The organism is Kitasatospora sp. HUAS MG31 (genome assembly GCF_040571325.1).
Taxonomy (GTDB): Bacteria; Actinomycetota; Actinomycetes; order Streptomycetales; family Streptomycetaceae; genus Kitasatospora; species Kitasatospora camelliae.
This window is the reverse complement of record NZ_CP159872.1, coordinates 6,644,358-6,666,322: the sequence shown is the minus strand read 5'-3', so window position 1 is coordinate 6,666,322 and position 21,965 is coordinate 6,644,358. Positions and strand designations below refer to the sequence as shown.

Sequence of the window (21,965 nt, the reverse complement as noted above, 5' to 3'; positions counted from 1 at the left end):
GAGTAGTGCCATGCCGGCCATCACCTCCCCGGTCGAGGACTTCGTCCGGACCCAGACCCGCCTCGCCCCGGTGCCGTTCGTGCCCGAGGTCCGGCTGCACCTCGCCGAGGAGGCGATCGAGCTCTGGGAGCGGACCGAGGCCGAGAAGGGCGAGGCCGGGCTGCCGCCGCCGTTCTGGGCGTTCGCGTGGGCCGGCGGCCAGGCGGTGGCCCGGTACGTGCTGGACCACCCGGAGGCGGTGGCCGGGCGGGCGGTGCTGGACCTGGCGTCCGGGTCCGGGCTGGTGTCCATCGCCGCCGCGCTGCGCGGTGCCGGGTCGGTGACCGCGGCCGAGATCGACGACTACGCGGTGGCCGCGATCGCCATCAACGCCGCCGCCAACGGGGTCGACGTGGACGCCCGCTGCGCGGACCTGCTGGACGGGGACGGCGCCCCGGCCGAGGTGGTGCTGGCCGGGGACGTGTTCTACGAGCGGGCGATGGCCCACCGGGTACTGCCGTTCCTCCGGCGGGCGCGCGACCGCGGGGCGCTGGTGCTGGTGGGCGACCCGGGGCGGGCGTACCTGCCGCGCGAGCGGTTCACCGAGGTGGCCTCGTACCGGGTGCCGGTGGTGGCGGACCTGGAGGACACGGCCGTGAAGACCTCGACGGTGTGGCGGCTGCGCTGACCGACCGCGGACGGGCACCCGCGAGGCGGGACCCGCCCCACGCGGTGAACGACGCGGTGATCGCCGACTCCGTACCGTTTCCATACCGAAATACGTGATGAGCTGCGGAAACGCTCGCGGGCCCGGGGGCTCGCCGGTAGCATCCGGCTGACCCCCCGGGCCCGCGGCACGCCGTCGTGGCGCCAGGGCGGGCGCACTCACGCGGGAGCAGCCGACCGGCGGAAAGCCGGCCCGTCCCCGCACTCGGCACCGCGCGCCAGGGCGGTCGCGCGTACGCGGGAAGGGCGGCGTTGTGGCGGATCGGCTCACCGGGGGGGACTCCTCGCTGCTGCGTCGGATCAATGCGGCGGTGACCCTGCGGGCGCTGCGGGACGGGCAGTCGGTCACCCTCACCCAGCTGGTGGGCGACACCGGCCTGTCCCGGCCGACGGTCGAGGGCGTGATCGAGGGCCTGGTGGAGTCCGGGCTGGTCGCCGAGGTGGAGCACGGTCAGGACGGCGGCGGTCGGCGCGGCCGGCCGGCCCGCTGGTTCCGGTTCCGCGCCGAGGCCGGGCACGTGCTCGGGGTCGAGGTCGGGGTGCACGACGTCCGGGTGGTGCTGGCCGACCTGGCCGGCGAGGTGGTCGGCGGCCACGCCAAGCCGGTGGACGAGACCCTGGACCCGGAGGAGCGGCTCGGCGTGGTCCGCACCACCGTGGCGGAGGTGCTGCGCAAGGCCGGGGTGTCCCGGGACAGCCTGTGGGCGGTGGCCGTGGGCACGCCCGGGATCGTGGACGCCGAGGGCACCGTCCGCCTGGGCACGGCGATGCCCGGCTGGACCGGCCTGGACCTCGGAGCCCGGCTGCGCCGCTCGTTCCGCTGCCCGGTGGTGATCGAGAACGACGCCAACCTGGCCGCCATCGCCGAGCACTGGAAGGGCGCGGCGGTCGGCAAGGGTGACGTGGTGTTCGTGATGGCCGGGCTGAGCCCGGGCGCCGGTTCGCTGATCAACGGCCGGCTGCACCGCGGTTACGGCGGGGCGGCGGGCGAGATCGGCGCGCTGCACCTGCTCGGCCAGGAGGCCACCCCGGAGCGGCTGCTGTCCACCACCGGCAAGCCGCTCGACCCGCTGGACGAGGCCGCGGTGGCCCGGGTGCTGCGGCTGGCCCGGGAGGGCGACGAGGTGGCGCGGGTCGCCACGGACCGGTTCCTGCGGCGGCTGGTGCACGACGTGGCCGCGCTGGTGCTGGCCCTGGACCCGCAGTTGGTGGTGGTCGGCGGCTGGGCGGCCGGGCTGGACGGCGTCCTGGAGCCGCTGCGCGAGCAGTTGGCGCTGTACTGCCTGCGGGCGCCGGAGGTGGCGCTGGCCGCGCTGGGCACCGAGGTGGTGGCGATGGGCGCGCTGCGGGTGGCGCTGGACCACGTCGAGGAGCAGTTGTTCACGGTGGACCCGCCGAGCGCCACCGGCCGGTGACGGCAAGACGGCCGGGGCCGGTACGCGGGTCGCGTACCGGCCTCGGCCGTTCGATCATTCGACCGTTCGACCGTTCGGTCGTCGTCAGGAAGCGGTGCGGACGGCGGCGTCCGCGGGCACCGGGGTGACCTCGACGGCACCGGTCTCGCCGAAGGTGAGCTTGCAGGTGTCGGCCCGGTAGGTGGAGACGGCGAGGGCGGCGAGCTTGCCGGCGGCCGCGTACTGGGTGGTGACCACCAGCACGGGGGTGCCCGGCGGGCGCTCCAGCAGGGCGGCCTCGGCGGCCTCGGCCACGCCCAGCTCCACCGAGCGGGACTCGCCGTCGATGCCCTGGCGCTCCAGCCGGCGGAGCACCGAGCGGGCGCGGTCGCCCTCGGCGGTGAAGCCCGGCAGGTTGGGCACCGCGGCGTCCGGCACGTACAGCGACTCGGCGGCCATCGCCTTGCCCTGGACCAGGCGGAGCCGGCGGACCGTGTGCACGATCGCCCCCGGCTTGATGCCCAGGCGGGCGGCGATCTGGGGGGTGGCGGGGGCGGTCGTGCAGTCGACCACCCGCCAGGCCTGGCTGCGCTGGGCGCCGGGCCAGCCCTCCTCGCGGTTGACCGGGACGCCGACCCGGGGTGCGGCGATCACCGTGCCGATGCCGCGGCGGCGGACCAGGCGGCCCTCCAGCTCCAGCTGGTCCAGAGCCTGCCGCAGGGTGGCCCGCGCCACGCCGAAGCGGGCGGCGAGCTCACGCTCGTTGGGCAGGATCTGGCCGGTGGAGAACTCGGCGTCGATGGTGCGCACCAGAACCGTGCGCAGGTGCCAGTACTTCGGCTCCGGTACCGCCGAGAGCTGTCCTTGCCCCACCGTGTCCTCCACCCTGAAGCCCGGCGGCTCGCGCTCCCCGGGTGTTTCGGCAGGTGGGGAGGGCGGGCTTTATCCGTCCTTCTTTATTAAAGGTCTTTGCAGTAAGCGACCCTAGGGGGTGCCGGAGGAGATGGTCAAGACCAATGACGGGAGGTTGACCCGGCTGTACCCCGGTGTTCTTCCCCGTTCATGCCATGGACATCACACCCGTCGCTCCAGGACCGCTCAAGGGTGACCCAGGTACCCTCCTGGGGTGTTCACGGTTACTACAGTCAACGTCAACGGCATCCGCGCGGCCGCGAAGAAGGGCTTCGCCCAGTGGCTCGCCGACACCAAGGCCGACGTGGTCTGCCTGCAGGAGGTGCGGGCCGAGCCCGAGGAGCTGCCCGCGGAGCTGGACCTGGCCGGGTGGCACGCGGTCTGGGCGCCCGCGGCCGCGAAGGGGCGCGCGGGTGTGGCCGTGCTCTCCCGGCGGGCGCCGGAGCGCTCGGTGATCGGATTCACCTCCGAGGAATTCGACCCTTCGGGCAGATACGTCGAAATCGACCTTCCGGGCGTGACGGTCGCCAGCCTCTATCTGCCGTCCGGGGAGGTGGGCACCGAACGGCAGGACGAGAAGGAGCGCTTCATGGCGGAATTCCTCGTCCACCTCGGCGCCCTGCGCGCCCGCGCGGCCGGCGAGGGCCGGGAGGTCGTGGTCTGCGGCGACTGGAACATCGCCCACCGCGAGGCCGACATCAAGAACTGGAAGACCAACCAGAAGAAGGCCGGTTTCCTCCCCGAGGAGCGGGCCTGGCTCGGCCGGGTCTTCGACGAGGTCGGCTACGTGGACGTGCTGCGCAAGCACCACCCCGAGCAGGAGGGCCCCTACACCTGGTGGTCCTACCGCGGCCGGGCCTTCGACAACGACGCCGGCTGGCGGATCGACCACCAGGTCGCCACCCCCGGCCTCGCCGCCCGCTCCACCGACGCCCGCGTCGAACGCGCCGCCGCCCACACCGAGCGCTGGTCCGACCACGCCCCGGTCACCGCGGTCTACGACCACAAGGTCTGACCCGGCGGCGGCTCGGAACGCCGAGGGGCCCGCACCGCGCATGTGCGCGGTGCGGGCCCTCACTGCCGGGCGGGTGCCGTGGCAGGGAAAACTACAGCGGGCGAATGTTCTCGGCCTGCGGGCCCTTCTGGCCCTGCGTGACGTCGAACTCGACCTTCTGGCCCTCGAGCAGCTCGCGGAAGCCGGAGGCGTTGATGTTCGAGTAGTGGGCGAACACGTCCGGGCCGCCACCCTCCTGCTCGATGAAGCCGAAGCCCTTCTCCGCGTTGAACCACTTCACAGTGCCATTAGCCATAAAAAAATCTCCTTCAAGGGGCTGTCCGAAACACGGAGAGCACGGGTTTCGAGTCGCCGCGTGGAGCGCCCACCCGGGGAAGAGCCGGGAAACAAAAATGCGCCTGCCATACATCAGCAGGCGCACACAAAGTTCATGGGAACCACTACTGCAACTACGTCGACTGTAGCAGGCCGCGGCCCGCAGCGGCGGGAATTTCACCCGCGGTTTCGCGGAAGCCCTCCCCACGGGTGGCCGATTTCGAGTCGCGTGGACCGAGAACTCGCGTGAGGCGCAAGCCCCTTGGGCGTCCGGCCGCGCCCCGTCGGGGCCGGAGCCCGAGGGGAGGACGAGTCGGCGGGGGCGCGGCATCCGGGCCGGCTCGAACTCGTATGCGCGGGAAAGGTCCGCACTCGCGCTCCTCGGCGCATACTGGATGGAATGAGAAAATTTCCAGCAGGTCGCCGCCCCCTGCCCACCAGCCCCTTCAAGACCGAGCCCGAGGCACCGCGCAAGCATTTCGCCGTCGGCGACCGGGTCACCCATGACGGGTACGGCCTCGGTCGGGTCATCAGCCTCGAAGGCGACGGTGAGATCGCCGTCCTCGTCGACTTCGGATCGCGGCAGGAACGCATCCCCCAGCCGTACACCGCGATGTTCAAGCTCTGAGGTCGAACTCTGACGCCGGGGAGGTCGTCACCCTCCGCGCCAGGTAGCCGGCACGCGGTTCGCGCTCCCACCACGAGCCGATCGGGAGGCTGTGGCGGGGCGAACCCATGGCGTCAGCACCGCCGGTACCACCACGGCAGGTCGGCCGGGGTCTGCGGGTCGTGGTGGGTGCGCCGGAGCAGGACGGCGTCCAACTCCTCGACGAGATTGCGGAGTTCACCCGCGGCCCGGCCGGGCAGGACGTGGAGCGCCTCCGCCAGCAGATCACGGGCCCAGCCCTCACCGCAGCACGGACAGGTGAACTCCGCCTCCCACGGCCGCCGGCGACGACGGCTCCCGTGGACATGCGCGGTCCACACGCTCACCGCCGCCGACAGCCGGCCGGGAAGCCACCGGGCGCCCTCCGCACGGCGGATCGCCGCGTTCGCCGCGCCGGACAGACCGGGCACGTCGCGATACCGCACCCACGGGCTCCGCACCCCGACCCCACGGGGCCGGAGCGAGACGGGATTCCTACGAGGCACGGCCCCTTCGCATGACGTTCACGGGCCCATCCTCCCATGCCCCTTGATCGGCCGGCCGAGCAGGGCCGGCGATCTGACTGATCGTCATATGGATTAGCCCGGCGGGGTGCTGTCCGGTCCGGTACCGCCGGGCTTCGTCGCGTACGGAGCGGCTTGCGCGTGCAATGGCGGTACGGAGCGACCGCTGGATGACTCCTCTGGATGACCCGCGCTCGCGTCGCCCTCCTTCCCGCGTCCCACTGGAGCCCGCGTATGCGTCCGTCCACGCTCGTCTCGATGTCCATGGCGGCGGCTCTGCCGCTGACCTTCCTCGCCGCCGCCGGCGACGCCGTGGCCGCGCCGGTGCGGACGGCGTCGCACCGGGCGGTCCTGCCCGCGGACTGTCCGGACCTGCTGCCGCCCGACGACCCGACCGTGTACTACTGCGGGCGGCAGGAGCTCGGCCCGGCCGTGCTGCCGGGGACGGGGCCGGTGGCGAGCCTGCTGAAGGGCTACCACCGGCTCGGCGGTCTGCAGCCGGTCCAGTTCCTCAGCTGGTACCGCGACGGCAACCAGTGGAAGTACCCGGACAACCGCGGCTTCGCGGAGCGGAACGGCGTCCTCGACATGCACGAGCGGACGGTGGACCCGGGCGGGACGCTGGACCGGTTCGGGGCCGACTCCGGCAAGTACCTCGCCACCGGCGGGACGCCGTACGCCAAGCGCGCCCTGCCGCCGGACTCGCTCAACGGCGACGGGTACAACTACCACTGCTACGTGGTGAACCGCGGCTTCCGCGTCCAGACGGGCCACATCGCCGCCGGGTTCGCCCAGCCGGGGTTCGGCCACCAGCAGTGGCTCGACCCGGCGCTCAAGCCGTCCGACTTCGAGCCGGCCGAGACCTACAACGTGGCCAACCTCGTCAAGCACGAGTACCTGCGGACCGCCGAGCCCGAGCGGTGCGTCGGCGACGCCAACGGCCACGGTTCCTGAGTGGCTTCCCGGGTGAGATGAGCGGTCCCGGCGGGCGGCGGTTCCGTGCTGCCGGGACCGCTCCCCCGTCCCGGCGTGAGCGGCTGCGCCATGGCCACCAGGCACAGGGTGTCGGCCCCGAGCGGCCCGCCGATCGCGCGACCGTTCCGCGTCCAGGTGCGGCGCTGCCGGGTGCGGTCAGCGGCTGCGGGCGGCGGAGCGGGAGCGGGAGCCGGCGGGGGGCGCGATCCGGACCCGGGTCTCGACCGGGGCCTGCTCCAGGTCCTCCAGCTGTGCGAGGACGGTGGCGCGCAGGTCGTCGTCGTCCTCGAAGCAGTGGTCGTTGAAGAGGGTGTAGCCCGTCCACATCAGGCTGGCGCAGACCCGGGCCGGCACCCGGCCGGTCCGCGCGCCCATGCCGACCAGGGCCACCGACCGGATGCTGCCGGGCTGGGCCGCGTTCTGACGGTGGATCGCCTGGAACGCGGCGGCGCAGGCCAGGGCCACGTTCAGGGTCTCGCTGACGTCCTGGGAGGACGCCTCCATGGTGGGCGTGGAGATCAGGAACCGCGGGTTGGTCGCCCCGGACGGGACGCACACCGCGCTGCCCACCGGGAGCGATCCGGCGAAGCGGGAGCGGATCGCCCGCTGGACCCGCAGCTGGATGCCCGCGCCGAGGTGCCGCTTGATGACGGCGTCGACCCCGCCGTCCATCCGGCCGCGGGAGTTGGTGGGACTGACCCAGGCGTCGACCTCCTGGTCGAGGATCGAGCCCGGGCGGATCTCGATCTCGGGGGTGTCGGCGAAGGCGGCGCGCCACGCCTCCACCACCGCCGGGTTGACGTCGGTCAGCACCACCTTGAGCGAGGGCTCCGTCTGGTCCTTCGCCTGGTCGTTCGCCTGGTCAGCGGTCATGGGTCGCTCCGATCGGGAGGGGTCGCCGGGGTGAGTGGTTCCGAAGCTAGCGGGGCCCACTGACAGGGCGTCCGCGGCCGGACCGCCGGCCCGGCGACCGCCCGCCGGTTGTCACACCCGGTCGATAGGAAGGGTGCATCGGGGCCCGCCGGAACACCGGCTGACGTCCCCTCGCCCCCTTCTTCCGCACGGTCCGACACCCGGAGTACCGCCACCATGAGCGACGCCGCCACCACCCCCGCCACGCCCGACCCGAACGACCCGCTGGCCCTCACCGACCTGTTCGCGGGCGGCGGCGAGCCGTGGCTGCCGCTGCTGAAGCCGGTGGTCGAGGCGCAGCCGGATGCTGCGGCGTTCATCGGCCCGGGCCGCAGCCCCGAGGTGGTGCCGGTCCGGGAGCTCACCTTCCAGGCGCTCAAGCCCAACGCGCCGCACCGGTGGAAGGTGGTCGTCTTCGGCCAGAACCCGTACCCGCGGCCGGAGAGCGCCACCGGCATCGCGATGTTCGACAACACCTTCCACGACTGGAAGGACAGCCAGTTCGGCCGGGTGGTCAGCATCCGCTGCATCATCAAGGCGGCGGCGATGTGGAAGTACGGCATCGCCAAGAAGACCCCGATCGCCGACGTCCGGAAGCTGCTGAAGGAGCAGGACACCGTCCAGCCGCCGGAGTGGTTCCAGGCGATGCTCACCCAGGGCGTGCTGCTGCTCAACGCCTCGCTCACCGCGAGTGCCGACGGCGCGGTCGGCACCGACCGGCACACCGCGTTCTGGCGGCCGGTCGCCGAGCGGATCGTCGAGGAGATCCTCAAGGCCAAGCAGACCGCCCCCGAGGAGGACCGGGGTGTCGTCTTCGCCTGGTGGGGGGCGCACGCGCGCAGCCTGAAGAAGGTCGTCCAGCGGCTCCAGGAGAAGTACCCGGAGGTCGAGGTCCGGCACATCGACCACGCCAACCCGGCGGCGCAGGGCGACATCTTCTGCGACGGCGACCACTTCGGGATGGTGAACGACGCCCTCGCCTCGGTGGGCGCGGACCCGGTGGACTGGCTGCCCGCGAAGGGCTGGGACGCGCAGGCCGCCGGGAGCGGCGGGGCGGAGGGCGGGGTCTCCGAGCGGATGGGCGCCTTCATCGCCTCCACCATGGAGCTGCACCAGCTGTACCTGGACCGGCTCTCCAGCGTCAAGGACGAGGGTCTCGTCCTGCCCGAGATCACCGGCGTGTTCGACACCCCGCTGATGGACTTCCGGGACGCGGCCGCGCCGGTGGCGCAGGTGCTGCGCGGCCTGGACCGGCACATCGAGCGGTCGTACGAGTTCGGCAAGCGGCGGGCGGACGAGGCGGCCGGCACGCTGTCGGCGGACGCGGTCGCCGCGCTCTACCTGTACACCTGCGAGTCGGCGTTCTACCGGGAGATCAACGCCGTGCTGCGCTCCCCGGACCGCTCCCGGCTGGTCCCCTATCTGCCGTACCTGCGGCTGCTGTTCGCGGCGGTGTCGCAGCTGCCGGCCCGCACCGAGCCGCTGTGGCGGGGCGTCTCCCTGGACCTGCGGGCGCAGTACCCGCTCGGGAAGACCGTGACCTGGTGGGGCGTGTCCTCGTGCACCTCGGAGCTCGGCGTGGCCCGGGCCTTCCTGGGCAGCCGCGGCAAGCGGACGCTCTTCGAGGTGGTGCCGGCCCGGGCGGTGGGGATCCGCGACTTCTCCGCGTTCACCGGGGAGGAGGAGTACATCCTGCTGCCGGGCACCCAGCTGGAGGTCACCGAGATCCGGTCGGAGCGCGGCGGCCTGTGCACGGTGCGGCTGACGGAGCGCGCCGAGCCGCCGCTGGTGTCCTGAGTACCGCCGGCCGTCGCGGGCGGGACCCGGCCGGTCACCCCGGGTGCACGCGTCGAGGGCGCACCCGGTCGCCTCGGGTGCACCCCGGTGTCCTCCGGTCGTCCGGCGCGGGCAGAATCGGGGGACCGAGCGAACGGAGACGGGTATGGGCGACGGCGTCCGGCGGGGCCGGGTGTCCCGGCGGGCCGTGCTGCGGTGGGGTGCCGGGGCGGCGGCGGTCGCCGGGGCCGCGGCGTGCGAGGGCGGCGGCACCGCGCAGCCCTCCCAGCCCGCCACCTCCCCCACCCCGGCCCCGACCGCACCGGCGACCCCCGCCCCCACGCCGCCCCCCACGGCGACGGTGTCCCCCTCGCCCGCCACTCCCGCCGACTGGTCGGCCCTCGCCGCCGGTGTCGACGGCACCGTGGTACTGCCCGGTGACGCGCGCTACCCGGCCGCGAGCCGGCTCTACCAGCCGCAGTTCGACTCCCTCCACCCGGCGGGCGTGGTGTACCCCGCGGGTGCCCAGGACGTGGTGGAGTGCCTGGCGTTCGCGCGCCGGTTCGGCGTCCCGGTGGCCCTCCGCAGCGGAGGCCACAGCTACGCGGGCTGGTCCTCCGGTCCGGGGATGGTGCTGGACGTGGGCCGGCTGGACGCCGTCCGGGCGTCGGGCGGGACGGCGGTGGTGGGTGCGGGGGCGCGGCTGATCGACGTCTACGCGGGGCTGGCGGCCACCGGCGCCACCGTGCCGGCCGGTACCTGTCCGAGTGTGGGCGTCACCGGCCTGACGCTGGGCGGCGGGCTCGGGGTGACCTGCCGGGCGTACGGGCTGACCTGCGACAGTCTGACGGCGGCGGAGGTGGTGGCGGCCGACGGGCGGGTGCTGCGGGTGGACGCCGGGTCGGAGCCGGAGCTGTTCTGGGCGCTGCGCGGGGGTGGCGGCGGCAACTTCGGGGTGGTGACCTCGCTGGAGTTCCGGACGCATCCGGCGGCGGACTGCGCGTACGGATTCCTCACCTGGCGCTGGTCGCAGGCGGCGGCCGTGCTGCGGGCGTGGCAGGCGTGGGCGCCGGGTGCGCCGGACGCGCTGTGGTCGAGCCTGCACCTGGACGCCTGGCCGGACGGCCGGCTGGAGGTGTCCGCCACCGTCAACCTGCTCGGCTCCAAGGGCGAACTGTCCGATCTGATCGACCGGTTGGGCGTCGCGCCAGCCTCGGCCTCGCTGCATGCCGCCTCGTACCTGGAGACCATGCGGGTGATGGGCGGGGTGGCCGGCCGGTCGCAGGCGCAGGCCCACCTGCCGGGGGATCTGCCGGGTCAGGCGCCGCAGGGCCGGCTGTCGCGGGTGTCGTACGCGGCCCGTTCGGACTTCTTCACCCGGGCGCTGGACGGGGGTGGGACGGCCGCGCTGCTGGCGGCGGTGGAGGGCTACGCGCGGGCGGTTCCGGACGGCGGGAGTGCCGGAGTGGCGCTGGACGCGCTGGGCGGGGCGGTGAACCGAGTGGGCGCCGGTGACACCGCGTTCGTGCACCGCGGGGCGCTGTTCCTGGCGCAGTACATCGCCAACTTCCCGTCCGGTTCGGGCGGCGGGCCCGGCCCGGACCAGTCCCGGGCGTGGCTGGACGGCGTGTGGTCGGCGATGCGCCCGTCCGCGGGCGGCGGGGCGTACCTGAACTACACCGACCCGCGCCTGGAGGGGTGGGAGCAGGCGTACTACGGCGCGAACGCGGCCCGGCTCCGGCAGGTGAAGCGGGCGTACGACCCGCAGGGCCTGTTCCACTTCCCGCAGTCCGTCCCGGCCGGGTGAGCCACCGGCCCGGCACCCCCTGAGGGGCGCGGGGCCGGCGGTCGGCCTTAGGAGCTGAAGGGCTTGAAGGGGAACCTCGGCAGGTCCACGATCGGCTTGTAGATCTTGTAGCGGTACTCCAGGCTCACGTCGTCGATCAGGAACGGCGTGGTGTTGCCGCCCTCCTCCCAGTGCGTGAACTCCAGGCTGACCTTGCGGGTGGTGCCGGAGTAGAAGGCGTCCGGCAGGGTGACGGTGGCCTGCTCGTAGCCGCCGGCGCTGCCGGCCGCGTTGTACCGGGTGTAGAGCGGGGTGCGGGTGCCGTCCTCGGTGACCGCCTCGACGGTCAGCCGGTGGCCGACGCCGGCGTAGTCGCTCTTCATCCAGAACGAGAGCACCGGGACCCGGTACGCGGGGATGGTGACGTCCTGGACGATCCGGTGGCCGATCGGGCCCCGGTAGCCGTAGCCGCCGAGCCGGGCCTTCCAGGTGCCCGAGTGGGCGGGGTAGGCCGCGTCGTCGGTGATCAGGTGGCCCCACATGCCGCGGACGTACCAGTCGTCCACGGAGACTTCGCCCCAGGCGGCGCTGCTGCCGTCCTCGAAGCCGGGGTTGACGATGCCCTGGTTGGCGGCGGAGGCGCTCGGCGCGGCGACGAGGACGCCGGCGGCGGCCAGGGCCAGGGCGCGGACGGCGATGCGCGCCGGACGCGAGGTGGTTCTCATGGTTCTCCTGTGAGAAGACTGCTCGGAGATCGCCCGTCGGGGAACGGTGCCCGGGGCGCGGCCGGGGCGGCGTCCGGGGCCGTTCGGCGAGGTGCCGGTCTCCCCTGGACACGCGGCGCGTCGCTCCTGACGGGACCTCAGGATGGCGGGTGCGTCGGACGGCGCGGTGCGCTGCCGTCCCGACTTCCGGACACTCTAGCGATTGCTACCGACGGGTTCGCCCGGCCGGCGGGCGCGGGCCGGGCCCCGGGCCGCCGTGGTGCGGCGGTTCGGGTACGACGACGCGTCAGGCCTCCTCGCCCTCGCCCTCGGTGTCGATGTGCGGCAGGAGCCGGTCGAGGAACCGCGGCGTCCACCAGGCGGCCGGGCCGAGCAGGGTCATCACCGCCGGCACCAGCAGCAGGCGGACGACGGTGGCGTCGATCAGCACGCTGACGGCCAGTCCGAGGCCCATCATCTTGATGACGATGTTGTCGCTGACGATGAAGGCCGCGAACACGCTGACCATGATCAGGGCGGCGCAGGTGATCACCCGGGCGGTGATCTCCAGGGCGTGCGCCACGCTCCCCCGGCTGTCGCCGGTCCGCAGCCACGCCTCGTGCACCCGGGAGAGCAGGAAGATCTCGTAGTCCATGCTGAGGCCGAAGACGATGGCGAACATCATCATCGGCACATAGCTCTCGATCGGCACGGTCCCCGACACCCCGAGCGCGGGACCGCCCCAGCCCCACTGGAACACCGCCACCACCACGCCGTACGAGGCGGCGATGGACAGCAGGTTGAGCACGGCGGCCTTGACCGCGATCAGCAGCCCGCGGAAGACGATCAGGATGATCAGGAACGCCAGTCCGACCACCACGGCGATGATCAGCAGCAGCCGGCTCGCCACGATGTTGCGGAACTCCACCTGGGCGGCGGTGGTGCCGGTGACGTACGCGGTGGCGCCGGTGCCGGCCACGGCCTGCGGCAGCACGGTGTCGGCGAGGTCGTTGACCAGCTCGGTGGTCTGCTCGCCCTGCGGCCGCTGGGCCGGGGTGACGGTGTTGAACAGCACCTGGCCGTCCGTGCTGGTCTGCAGCGGCGAGGAGCTCGCCGCGTGCGGCACGTCGGTCAGCGCCTGCTGCACCGTGCTCTGCAGCCCGGCGCGGGCGTCGGCCGGGACGGCGCTCTGGTCGACCACCACGGTGATCGGGCCGTTGGACCCCGGCCCGAAGGCGTCGGACATCAGGTCGAAGGCGCGGCGGTCGGTGAAGCTGGTCGGGTCGGCGCCGTCGTCGATGTGGCCGAGCTGGATGGAGAACAGCGGGACGGCCAGGATGCCGATCGTGACCAGTCCGGCGGCCAGGAACCACCAGGGCTTGCGCTCCACCCGCTGGGCGTAGCGGTGCCAGGTGCCGGTGATCTCCTCGCCCGGCGCGGCCCCGGTCTCGGCGACCGGCCGGTGCACGCTCCAGCGGTCCATCCGCCGTCCGATCAGGCCCATCAGCGCGGGCAGCAGGGTCAGCGCGGCCGCGACCGCGGAGACCACGGTCACCCCGGCGGCCAGGCCGAGCTTGGCGATGAAGCTCACCCGGGAGACGGTCAGGCCCGCCAGCGCGATGATCACCGTGCAGCCGGAGACCAGCACCGCGCGGCCGCTGGTGGCCACCGCGTGGCCGGCGGCGGACACCGGGTCCCTGCCGTCCATCAGGCTCTGCCGGTGCCTGGTCAGCAGGAAGAGGGCGTAGTCGATGCCCACGCCGATGCCGATCATCGTGGCCAGGGTGGGGGCGACGGTGGCGAAGGTGGTGGCCGCGGCCAGCAGGCCGAGCAGGCCCAGGCCGCAGATCGCCCCGATCAGCGCGGTCACCAGCGGCAGGCCCGCCGCGATCACGCTGCCGAAGCCGATCAGCAGGACGACGATCGCCACCCCGAAGCCGATCAGCTCGCTGACCCGGTCGTCGGCGGCCGGCCGGGCCAGCTCGCCCAGCGGCCCGCCGTACTCCACCTCCACCCCGGCGTCCCGCAGCGGGGCGACCGCCGCGTCCACGCCGTCCAGGTACTCGTCGCCGAGGGTGCTCGGGTTCACGTCGAACCGCACGGTGATGTAGCCGGTCTGGCCGTTCGCCGCGAGCGGCCCGCCGGGCGGGGCGGGCTGGCCGGGCGGCGGCAACGGGCTCTGCGCGGACTGCACGTGCGGCAGCTGCTGCAGCGAGGCGACCGCCTGGTCCACCTGGCTCGGGAAGGAGGTCAGCGGCTGGGCGTCGTGCAGCACCACCTGGGCACTGGTGCCGCCGGCCGCGGGCTGGTGCGCCGTCAGCACGTCCCGGCCCTCGGAGGCCTGGGTGTCGGAGAGCGAGAAGTCGTCCGAGTAGGTGCCGCCCACCGCGCGGTCGATCACCTGGATGCCGGCCAGCGCCACCAGCCAGAGCACCAGGACGACGACCGAGTGCCGGGCACACCACTCGCCCAGCCGGCGCAGCGCCCCGCGCTTCACGGGTGCGGTGGCCGGCGCGGAGCTGCGCTGCCGGGACGACGCCATTGACTCTCCCAGGATCCGGCTGACGGCCGGTCACCCACCCGGACCGACCGGGGTGACCGGATCCTGATGGTAGGGAGGGATTCGTCCCATCCCGCTCGGCGACACGGCCGTGCCCCTCCCCCGGGCCCGGCCGCTGCCCGCCGCCGACTGCCGCGGGCCGGTACGCCCGAAGGCCGCCTCCTCCCGCGGACGGGTGGAGACGGCCTTCAAAGCGATGCCGCGCCGGGTGGCGGTGTGTCAGACGGACAGCACCTGGCCCGGGAGGATCAGGTCCGGGTTGTCGCCGATGACACCGGTGTTGTGCTGGAACAGCTCGTGCCAGTCGACGCCCTGCGCGGCGGCGATCTTGCTCAGGGTGTCACCGCTCTTGACGGTGTAGCTGCCGCCCTCGGCCTGGTTGACCGCGGCCTTCGGGGCCTCGGCCTTCTTGGCGACCGGCTTGGGCGCCTCGGCCTTCTTCACCTCGGCCTTGGGGGCCGCGGGCTTGGCCTCCGTCTTCGGGGCCTCGGTCTTCGGAGTTTCGGTCTTCGGGGCGGCCTGCGGGGTGGCGGCCTGCGGGGCCTGCGCACGGGCCTCGGAGCGGGAGGCGGCGGTGTCGGCGGAGGTGTCGACCGCGGCCGGGGCGCCACCCTTGGTCAGACCCGCCTTGACCGAGCACACCGGCCAGGCGCCCGGGCCCTGGTCGGCCAGGACCTTCTCGGCGACGGAGATCTGCTGCGCCTTGGTGGCCAGGTTGGCCTGCGGGGCGTACTGGGTGCCGCCGTACGCGGCCCAGGTGCTGGAGGTGAACTGGAGGCCGCCGTAGAAGCCGTTGCCCGAGTCGATCGCCCAGTTGCCGGTGGACTCGCACTGAGCGACCCGGTCCCAGGTGGAGACGTCGGCGGCGGAGGCCGTGGTGGCCGTGACGAGGCCGGCCACCGGCAGCGCGACCAGCGCGCCGCCCATCACGGCCATCCGCACGCGGTTGCGCTTGGGGGCGGAGGTGGTGGTGGCAGCGGTGGTCTCGTTACGGAAGATCATGCAGTTCCCTTCGTGGGGTCCCGGGGGCAGGCAAGGGTCGGCCACGGCTCGTCCGAGCCCGTGTCCGCCATGCCTGTGGGGGACGGCTGCCGCCGGTGGCGGTCCCGCCGTCTCGCACCCCGTTCCGCTCGGCCGGCTCCATGCCGCGCCGGGGACGCGCCCACCGGAGGAACCGGAGGGCCGTTCGGGGTGATCCCGGGTGGTGCGCCCTGCACCGGTTTCGAAGTTACGGACATTCCGGACGGAAGCCAAGGATTCGCAGGTTTCCCCAGGTCAGTGCCGGGTTACCGCCGGTACACCGCGCTTACCGGGCCCTCGCCGCCCCGAGTTTCCGGTCCCCGCACCCCACCCGAGGTGACCGGGCTCACCCCGATTTCCGCCGATTCCCCCGCTCCCCCTCACCACACCGTGAACCCCCCACCACCCTCCGCCCACCTGCCACCCCCGCCCCTATGCCCCGCACCACACCGACCACCCAGCGCAGCGCCCCACCTGCGCCCGGTCACCCCTCCAGTGGCTTCAACGACGCAGCCGGTTATCTCCGCGGAGCGCTGGGCAGGGTCCCCCCAGGCGACAGGAGGGGGACGGCCGGTGCGTGGGGGAAGGGTTGCCGTGGTCGGGGGGAGTATCGCGGGCTGCGCCGCCGCCCTCGCGGTGTCCCGCGCGGGAGCGGCCGAGGTGGTGGTGTACGAGCGCACCGCCGGCCGCCTCGCCGACCGCGGCGTCGGCGTGGCCCTGCACAGCGACCGCTACGCCGAGCTGGAAGCCGCCGGCTACGTGGACGCCGCCATGCCGTGGCTCCCGCTGACACACCGCCCCTGGGTGGTCCGCGACGGCTCCCGCCGCGCGGGGCGCGCGATCGCCGTCCTGCCGTTCCCGTTCCGCTCCTACAACTGGGGTTCGCTCTGGCGCGGCCTGCGCGCCCGCATCCCCGACACCGTCGACTACCGCGGTGGCGCCGCCGTCACCGCGGTCGTCCCGGCCGGGGACGGAGCGGTGCTGCGGCTCGCGGAGGGCGGCGAGGAGCGCTTCGACCTGGTGGTCGGCGCGGACGGGTACCGCTCGGTGGTGCGGGAGGCGGTGGATCCGGGGGCCGTGCCGGCGTACGGCGGGTATCTGGCGTGGCGGGGCACGCTGCCCGCCGAGCGGCTGCCGGGTCCGGCGGACGCCTTCCGCGAGCAGGACCTGGTCACGGTGGTCTTCCCCGGCGGGCACATGGTGGTCTACCGCATCCCCGCGTCGGCCGGTCCGGGCGCGGACGTCAACTGGGTGTTCTTCACCGCGCCGCCCGACGCCGCCGGCGCCCGCTTCGCCGATCCGGCGGCCGGGCCGGACCGGGTGGTGGACCCGCTGCTGGCCCGCCATCAGGGCGACCTGGTGGAGCGGCACTTCCCGCCGTTCTGGCAGGAGGTGGTGCGTGGCACCCGGGCCGAGAACGCGTTCCTGCAGCCGATGTACGACCTGGCCACCCCCCGCTTCGCCCACGGCCGGCTGGTCCTGCTCGGCGACGCCGCCTCGCTGGCCCGTCCGCACACCGGCAGCGGCGCGATCAAGGCGCTGCAGGACGCCACCGTCCTGGAGCGGGTGCTCCGCGAGACCGACGACCTGGACGGGGCCCTGCGCCGCTACGACGCCGAACGTGCTCCGCTGGGGCACCAGACCCTTGTGCTGGGACGGCAGTTGGGGCTGGCACAGGTCCAGCGGACCCCGGACTGGGCCGCGATGGACCAGCCGGCCGTCGAACGCTGGTGGCGGTCCTCCGGCGCCCTCACCGGCTTCGGCGGCCACGCCCTCCCCCGCCGACCCGTGCCGTAACGCACGGTGCACCCGCCGGCCGGCTCAGGGCGCGACCGAGAGGACGATCTTCCCGGTGGTCCGGCCCAGCTCGCCCAGCCGGTGGGCGCCTGCGGCGTCCTCCAGCGGGAAGACGGAGTCCACGACCACCCGCAGCCGCCCGCTCTCCACCAGCTCGGTGATCGCGCCCAGGCCCTGCCGGTCGGGCTCGACCAGCATGAACACCGCCCGGATGCCGGCCGCCTCGGCCTCGGCGTACGGGAAGCTCCCGTCCAGCGGCAGGATGGAGACCAGGGTGCCGCCCGGGCGGAGCGTGCGCAGGGACCGGGCCGGGCTCCCGCCGCCGAGCGGGTCGAGGACGACGTCCACGTCGCGGACGGTCGCGGTCACGTCCTGGGTGCGGTGGTCGAGGACCTCGTCCGCGCCGAGCGAGCGCAGCAGCTCGTGCTTGGCGGCGCCGGCGGTGCCGATCACGTGGGCGCCACGGGACTTGGCGATCTGGACGGCGAGATGCCCGACCCCGCCGGCGGCGGCGTGGACGAGGACCCGCTGTCCGGGCCGGACGTCCGCGGTGTCGACCAGGGCCTGCCAGGCGGTGAGCGCGGCCAGCGGCAGGGCTCCCGCCTCCAGGTGGGTCAGGCCGCGGGGCCTGGGGGCGAGGTGGCGGGCCGGTGCGGTGAGGTACTCGGCGTAGGCGCGGGCCGGGAACGGGAACCGCGGCATGCCGTACACCTCGTCGCCGGGCCGCAGGACGGTCACCCCCTCGCCGACCGCCTCGACCACGCCGGAGACGTCGAAGCCGAGGACGAACGGGGGCGTGGCGCCGGTGGCGAACGCGCCGCGCGAACGGGTCTTCCAGTCGGCCGGGTTGACCCCGGCCGCGCACACCCGGACCAGGACCTCGCCGCGCGCGGGCTCCGGACGCGGCACCTCGGCGATCCTCAGCACCTCGGGTGCTCCGGCGGCCTCCTGCACGACGGCACGCATGGTGGGGACGGGGGTGGCGGCCTGGGACATACGGGGGTTCTCCTGTTCGCTGCGGCGGTGGTCCGCGAGGTACCGGCGAGCACCGGCGGGTCCCCACCCTGCCCGGGGACGGCGGCCCTCGGTGCCGGTGCTCCGGCCACGGAGTGAAAGGATCCGGCCATGCATCACGTCGGCGTGCTGGCCCTGGACGGCGTCCTCCCCTTCGAACTCGGCATCCCGGGCCGGATCTTCGGCGCCGCCCGGGACGGGGCCGGCCGGCCGCTCTACTCCGTGGCCACCTGCAGCCTGGACGGCGGCCCGGTCCGCGCCGAGGCCGACTACGGCCTCGCGGTCTCCCGGGACGCCTCGCTGCTGGCCCGGGTGGACACCGTGGTCATCCCGCCCTCGCACGCGCTCGGCCCGATCCGCGAGGAGGGCCGCCTGCCGGACGCCCTGCGGGACGCGCTGGCCGCGATCCGTCCCGGGACCCGGATCGTCGGCATCTGCACCGCCACCTACGTCCTGGCCGCCGCCGGCCTCCTGGAGGGCCGGCCCGCCACCACCCACTGGCGCGACGCCGACCGTCTGCAGCGGATGTTCACCGGTGTCCGGGTCGACCCGGACGTCCTGTTCGTCGACGACGGCGACGTCCTCACCTCCGCGGGGGTGGCCGCCGGGATCGACCTGTGCCTGCACCTGGTCCGCCGGGACCACGGCAGCCGGGTCGCCAACGACGTGGCCCGCGCCTGCGTGGTGCCGCCGTGGCGGGAGGGCGGGCAGGCCCAGTTCATCCCCCGGCCCGTGCCCGATCCGGGGGCCTCCGGCACGGCGGCCACCCAGGCGTGGGCGCTGGAGCGGCTGTCCGAGCCGCTGACCCTGGCGGACCTCGCGGCGCACGCCCACGTCAGCGTCCGGACCTTCTCCCGGCGCTTCCGGGCGGAGACCGGCACCACCCCCGCCCGGTGGCTGCTCCGCCAGCGCACCGACCTGGCCCGCCACTACCTGGAGACCACCGACTGGCCGGTCGACCTGGTCGCCCGACGCTCCGGCCTCGGCACCGGAGCCTCCCTCCGCCACCACCTCCACACCACCCTCGGCATCACCCCCCACGGCTACCGCCGCACCTTCCGCCCCTGACCCGGGCAGCCTGCGCACCCACCCGCCCCGAGGCGCCACCGGCCGCCCACCGAGCCGTTCCTGATGGTGCGTACGATGACCGAATGCCCGAGATCATCCCCGTCCCCGATGCCGCGGCCCTGCTCGCGGACCCGTACGCCGGCTACGCCGCCCTCCGCGAGCAGGGCCCCGCGCACCGGCTGATAGGCCCCGACGGCCTGCCGTTCTGGCTGGTCACGCGGTACGAGGACGTGAAGGCGCTGCTCGCCGACCCGCGTCTGTCGCTGGACAAGCGCCACGCCCTGCCCGGCAACTACCGGGGCCTCGCGCTGCCGCCGGCCCTGGACGCCAACCTGCTGAACATGGACCCGCCGGACCACACCCGGATCCGCCGGCTGGTCTCCCAGGCGTTCACCCCGCGCCGGGTGGAGCGGCTGCGTCCGGCGGTCCAGCGCACCGCGGACGACCTGCTGGACGCGATCGAGCCGCTCGGCCGGGCGGATCTGATCGCCGCGTACGCCGGGCCGTTCCCGATCGCGGTGATCTGCGACCTGCTGGGGGTGCCGGCGGAGCACCGCCGCGACTTCCGGGCGTGGACGGACGCGATCGTCACCCCGGACCCGGCCCGGCCCTGGGAGGCGAAGGCCGCGGTGGCGGGCCTGCTGGGGTTCTTCGCCGAGCTGATCGCCGCCAAGCGGGCCGCGCCCGCCGACGACCTGCTGTCCGCGCTGATCGCCGCCCGGGACGAGGGCGAGGACCGGCTGACCGAGGACGAGTTGACCTCGCTCGCCTTCCTCATCCTGTTCGCCGGGTACGAGAACACGGTCCACCTGATCGGCAACGGCGTCCTCGCGCTGCTGGACCACCCGGAGCAGCTGGCGGCCCTGCGGCGGGATCCGGCGCTGGTCCCCGCGGCGGTGGAGGAGCTCGCGCGGTACGACGGCCCGGCGCCGCTGGCGATCCGCCGCTTCCCGCTGGAGGACGTCCGGGTCGGGGAGGTGACGCTGCCGGCCGGGGAGACGGTGCTGCTGGCGATCGGCTCGGCGGATCGCGATCCGGCCCGGTTCGCCGACCCGGACCGGCTGGACCTGCACCGCCCCAAGGACGCCCACCTGGCGCTGGGCCACGGCATCCACTACTGCCTGGGGGCGCCGCTCGCCCGGCTGGAGACCGGGATCGCCCTGGCCACCCTGCTGCGCCGGTTCCCCGGCCTCGCCCTGGACGTCCCGCGCGAGTCCCTGCGCCGCCGCCCGTCGCTCCGCACCAGCGGCCTGCTCGCCCTGCCGGTCCGGTTCTGACCCTTTGCCTCGGGTTTGCCCTCCCCGCGATGAAATCTCCGCTGATCAGCCCACCCGGGCGGCAATCCAAACGATCACCGCGTGGATGGTTGGTGGGGAGAGTGTGAACAGTTGCCGCATTCGTCTATTCAGTGCGGAAACTTGTGCCAGTCGGTGGGACGGGGGGTGCCACCAGCGGTGATGCCGTATCACTCCTTGTTCCGCGCGGCGCAGTTCCCCGTCCCCGTCGCTGACCCGGAGTCACCATGCACCATCCGCATCCCCCGTTCCGACATGCCCGGCCAGGCCGGGCCCCGGCGCTGGTCCTGGCCGGCACGCTCGTCCTGTCAGGATGTTCGCTGGTCGACTCCGGCGGCGCCGGGACCGAGCTCGTGATCGGGGTCGACATCCCCCTCACCTCGAAGTTCTCGGCGCCGGCCCAGGGCATCCGGAACTCGGTGGAGATGGCGGTGGCCAAGGCCAACGCCAAGAACCTGGTCCCCGGCGTCCGGTTCGTGCTCGACGTGCGCGACGACTCCGCCGAGCCGAAGACGGCGAAGGCGCACGCCGAGGCGTTCGCCGCCAGGCCGAACGTGATCGGCGTGGTCGGGCCGTACAACTCGGCCGTGGCGCTGGAGATGACCCCCGTCCTCGCCAACGCCGGGATCGTCAACATCTCGCCGGCGAACACCCTGCCCGCGCTCACCTTCGGCCAGGACTACCTGACCAAGGGCAAGAAGCGCCCGTACCCGACGTACTTCCGGACCGTCACCACCGACGCGGTGCAGGGCCCGTACGTGGCGCGGTACGCGCTGAAGAAGATGAAGCTGGACACCGTCGCGGTGATCGACGACTCCAAGGCGTACGGCATCGGCCTGGCCGACCAGATGGCCGGTGAGTTCGAGCGCGGCGGGGGCAAGGTGCTGATGCGCGAGTCGGTGCCCGCGGGCACCACGGACTTCGGTGCGCTGGTGCAGAAGATCAAGACCACCAAGCCGAAGCTGGTGTTCTTCGGCGGCGAGTCCACCGAGGCCGGTCCGCTCTCCTCGCAGCTCAAGGCGGCCGGGGTCAAGGTGCCGGTGGCCGGCGGCGACGGCGTGCACAAGGCGGACTACCCGGGCCTGGCCGGAGGGCCGCAGGCCGACGGCGACCTGGCCAGCTCGGACGGTGTCGCCATCGACGACCTGCCCTCGGCGTACAACTTCCTGGAGGCGTACCGGGCGGGCAAGTACACCGAGCCGCCGGGCACCTTCGGCCCGTACGGCTACGACAGCGTCTGGGCGCTGATGCTGGCCGTCGGCAAGGTGGTCCAGGACAACAAGGGCAAGGTGCCGACCGGCGACCTGCGGGCCAAGGTGGCCAAGGCCGTCCAGGACACCAGCTTCTTCGGGGTGACCGGCGACGTCGCCTTCGACGAGTTCGGCGACAGCAGCAACCAGATCGTCTCGCTGTACCAGGTGCGGAACGGCAAGTGGGAGACCGTGGTCTCCTCCGGCAAGCTGAACCAGCTCAACTGACCCGATCGGGCGGCCCCGCCGGCGGCGGAACGGCGGGGGCCCGGGTCGGAGCGCCGGCCCTTGCGCGGG

At 73.9% G+C, this 21,965-nt stretch carries 19 protein-coding genes; 11 read left to right on the top strand and 8 right to left on the bottom strand.

The genetic code is table 11. The features are described from left to right. Positions 1 to 10 precede the first annotated feature (10 nt). Complete coding sequence (locus ABWK59_RS29740) at positions 11 to 667, top strand: class I SAM-dependent methyltransferase (RefSeq protein WP_354643731.1); 657 nt, start codon at positions 11 to 13, stop codon at positions 665 to 667. 292 nt (positions 668 to 959) lie between these two features. Next, a complete protein-coding gene (locus ABWK59_RS29735) occupies positions 960 to 2,120 on the top strand; it encodes an ROK family protein (RefSeq protein WP_354643730.1) in 1,161 nt (386 codons plus the stop codon). A gap of 84 nt (positions 2,121 to 2,204) precedes the next feature. On the opposite strand, the gene ABWK59_RS29730 is transcribed toward ABWK59_RS29735, so the two are convergent. Continuing rightward, a complete protein-coding gene (locus ABWK59_RS29730) occupies positions 2,205 to 2,972 on the bottom strand; it encodes a GntR family transcriptional regulator (RefSeq protein ID WP_354643729.1) in 768 nt (255 codons plus the stop codon). 253 nt (positions 2,973 to 3,225) lie between these two features. On the opposite strand from ABWK59_RS29730, the gene ABWK59_RS29725 reads away from it, so the two are divergent. After that, positions 3,226 to 4,026, top strand: a complete 801-nt coding sequence (locus ABWK59_RS29725; protein ID WP_354643728.1) for an exodeoxyribonuclease III — start codon at positions 3,226 to 3,228, stop codon at positions 4,024 to 4,026. Between the two features lie 91 nt (positions 4,027 to 4,117). Here ABWK59_RS29725 and ABWK59_RS29720 read toward each other — a convergent pair whose 3' ends face one another. Then, on the bottom strand, positions 4,118 to 4,321 hold the full coding sequence (locus tag ABWK59_RS29720; RefSeq protein WP_030916923.1) for a cold-shock protein: 204 nt from the start codon (positions 4,319 to 4,321) through the stop codon (positions 4,118 to 4,120). A gap of 420 nt (positions 4,322 to 4,741) precedes the next feature. Between ABWK59_RS29720 and ABWK59_RS29715 the strand changes: the two genes are divergently transcribed. Next, positions 4,742 to 4,969, top strand: a complete 228-nt coding sequence (locus tag ABWK59_RS29715) for a hypothetical protein (protein WP_354643727.1) — start codon at positions 4,742 to 4,744, stop codon at positions 4,967 to 4,969. A gap of 113 nt (positions 4,970 to 5,082) precedes the next feature. Here ABWK59_RS29715 and ABWK59_RS29710 read toward each other — a convergent pair whose 3' ends face one another. Then, a complete protein-coding gene (locus ABWK59_RS29710) occupies positions 5,083 to 5,433 on the bottom strand; it encodes a hypothetical protein (RefSeq protein ID WP_354643726.1) in 351 nt (116 codons plus the stop codon). 312 nt (positions 5,434 to 5,745) lie between these two features. Here ABWK59_RS29710 and ABWK59_RS29705 point away from each other — a divergent pair, with 312 nt between their 5' ends. Then, positions 5,746 to 6,465 carry a TNT domain-containing protein gene (locus ABWK59_RS29705; protein ID WP_354643725.1) on the top strand — a complete coding sequence of 240 codons (720 nt, stop codon included), beginning with the start codon at positions 5,746 to 5,748 and terminating at the stop codon, positions 6,463 to 6,465. A gap of 177 nt (positions 6,466 to 6,642) precedes the next feature. Here ABWK59_RS29705 and ABWK59_RS29700 read toward each other — a convergent pair whose 3' ends face one another. Beyond that, positions 6,643 to 7,359, bottom strand: a complete 717-nt coding sequence (locus ABWK59_RS29700) for a macro domain-containing protein (RefSeq protein ID WP_354643724.1) — start codon at positions 7,357 to 7,359, stop codon at positions 6,643 to 6,645. A gap of 216 nt (positions 7,360 to 7,575) precedes the next feature. On the opposite strand from ABWK59_RS29700, the gene ABWK59_RS29695 reads away from it, so the two are divergent. After that, positions 7,576 to 9,195 carry an ADP-ribosyltransferase domain-containing protein gene (locus ABWK59_RS29695; protein ID WP_354643723.1) on the top strand — a complete coding sequence of 540 codons (1,620 nt, stop codon included), beginning with the start codon at positions 7,576 to 7,578 and terminating at the stop codon, positions 9,193 to 9,195. Positions 9,196 to 9,340: 145 nt separating this feature from the next. Then, the gene (locus ABWK59_RS29690) at positions 9,341 to 10,981 is read left to right on the top strand and encodes an FAD-binding oxidoreductase (protein WP_354643722.1); all 1,641 of its coding nucleotides are present in this window, start codon (positions 9,341 to 9,343) and stop codon (positions 10,979 to 10,981) included. 47 nt (positions 10,982 to 11,028) lie between these two features. On the opposite strand, the gene ABWK59_RS29685 is transcribed toward ABWK59_RS29690, so the two are convergent. The 3 genes from ABWK59_RS29685 to ABWK59_RS29675 form a co-directional block, all read right to left on the bottom strand. Then, positions 11,029 to 11,685: a hypothetical protein gene (locus ABWK59_RS29685; RefSeq protein ID WP_354643721.1), complete on the bottom strand. Its 657-nt coding sequence runs from the start codon at positions 11,683 to 11,685 to the stop codon at positions 11,029 to 11,031. A gap of 286 nt (positions 11,686 to 11,971) precedes the next feature. Next, on the bottom strand, positions 11,972 to 14,206 hold the full coding sequence (locus ABWK59_RS29680) for an MMPL family transporter (protein ID WP_354643719.1): 2,235 nt from the start codon (positions 14,204 to 14,206) through the stop codon (positions 11,972 to 11,974). A gap of 237 nt (positions 14,207 to 14,443) precedes the next feature. Next, positions 14,444 to 15,226, bottom strand: a complete 783-nt coding sequence (locus ABWK59_RS29675; RefSeq protein ID WP_354643717.1) for a transglycosylase family protein — start codon at positions 15,224 to 15,226, stop codon at positions 14,444 to 14,446. A 591-nt stretch (positions 15,227 to 15,817) separates the two neighbouring features. Here ABWK59_RS29675 and ABWK59_RS29670 point away from each other — a divergent pair. Beyond that, a complete protein-coding gene (locus tag ABWK59_RS29670) occupies positions 15,818 to 17,041 on the top strand; it encodes an FAD-dependent monooxygenase (RefSeq protein ID WP_420492871.1) in 1,224 nt (407 codons plus the stop codon). 24 nt (positions 17,042 to 17,065) lie between these two features. Here ABWK59_RS29670 and ABWK59_RS29665 read toward each other — a convergent pair whose 3' ends face one another. Further along, positions 17,066 to 18,037 (bottom strand): NADP-dependent oxidoreductase, encoded by a 972-nt coding sequence (locus ABWK59_RS29665; protein ID WP_354643715.1) that lies wholly within the window; start codon positions 18,035 to 18,037, stop codon positions 17,066 to 17,068. Between the two features lie 129 nt (positions 18,038 to 18,166). Here ABWK59_RS29665 and ABWK59_RS29660 point away from each other — a divergent pair, with 129 nt between their 5' ends. The 3 genes from ABWK59_RS29660 (at position 18,167) to ABWK59_RS29650 (ending at position 21,896) form a co-directional block, all read left to right on the top strand. Further along, positions 18,167 to 19,123: a GlxA family transcriptional regulator gene (locus ABWK59_RS29660; protein ID WP_354643714.1), complete on the top strand. Its 957-nt coding sequence runs from the start codon at positions 18,167 to 18,169 to the stop codon at positions 19,121 to 19,123. Between the two features lie 83 nt (positions 19,124 to 19,206). Continuing rightward, entirely contained in the window at positions 19,207 to 20,400 is a 1,194-nt protein-coding gene (locus ABWK59_RS29655) for a cytochrome P450 family protein (RefSeq protein WP_354643713.1), read from the top strand. A gap of 245 nt (positions 20,401 to 20,645) precedes the next feature. Next, positions 20,646 to 21,896: a branched-chain amino acid ABC transporter substrate-binding protein gene (locus ABWK59_RS29650; RefSeq protein WP_354643712.1), complete on the top strand. Its 1,251-nt coding sequence runs from the start codon at positions 20,646 to 20,648 to the stop codon at positions 21,894 to 21,896. Positions 21,897 to 21,965 lie beyond the last annotated feature (69 nt).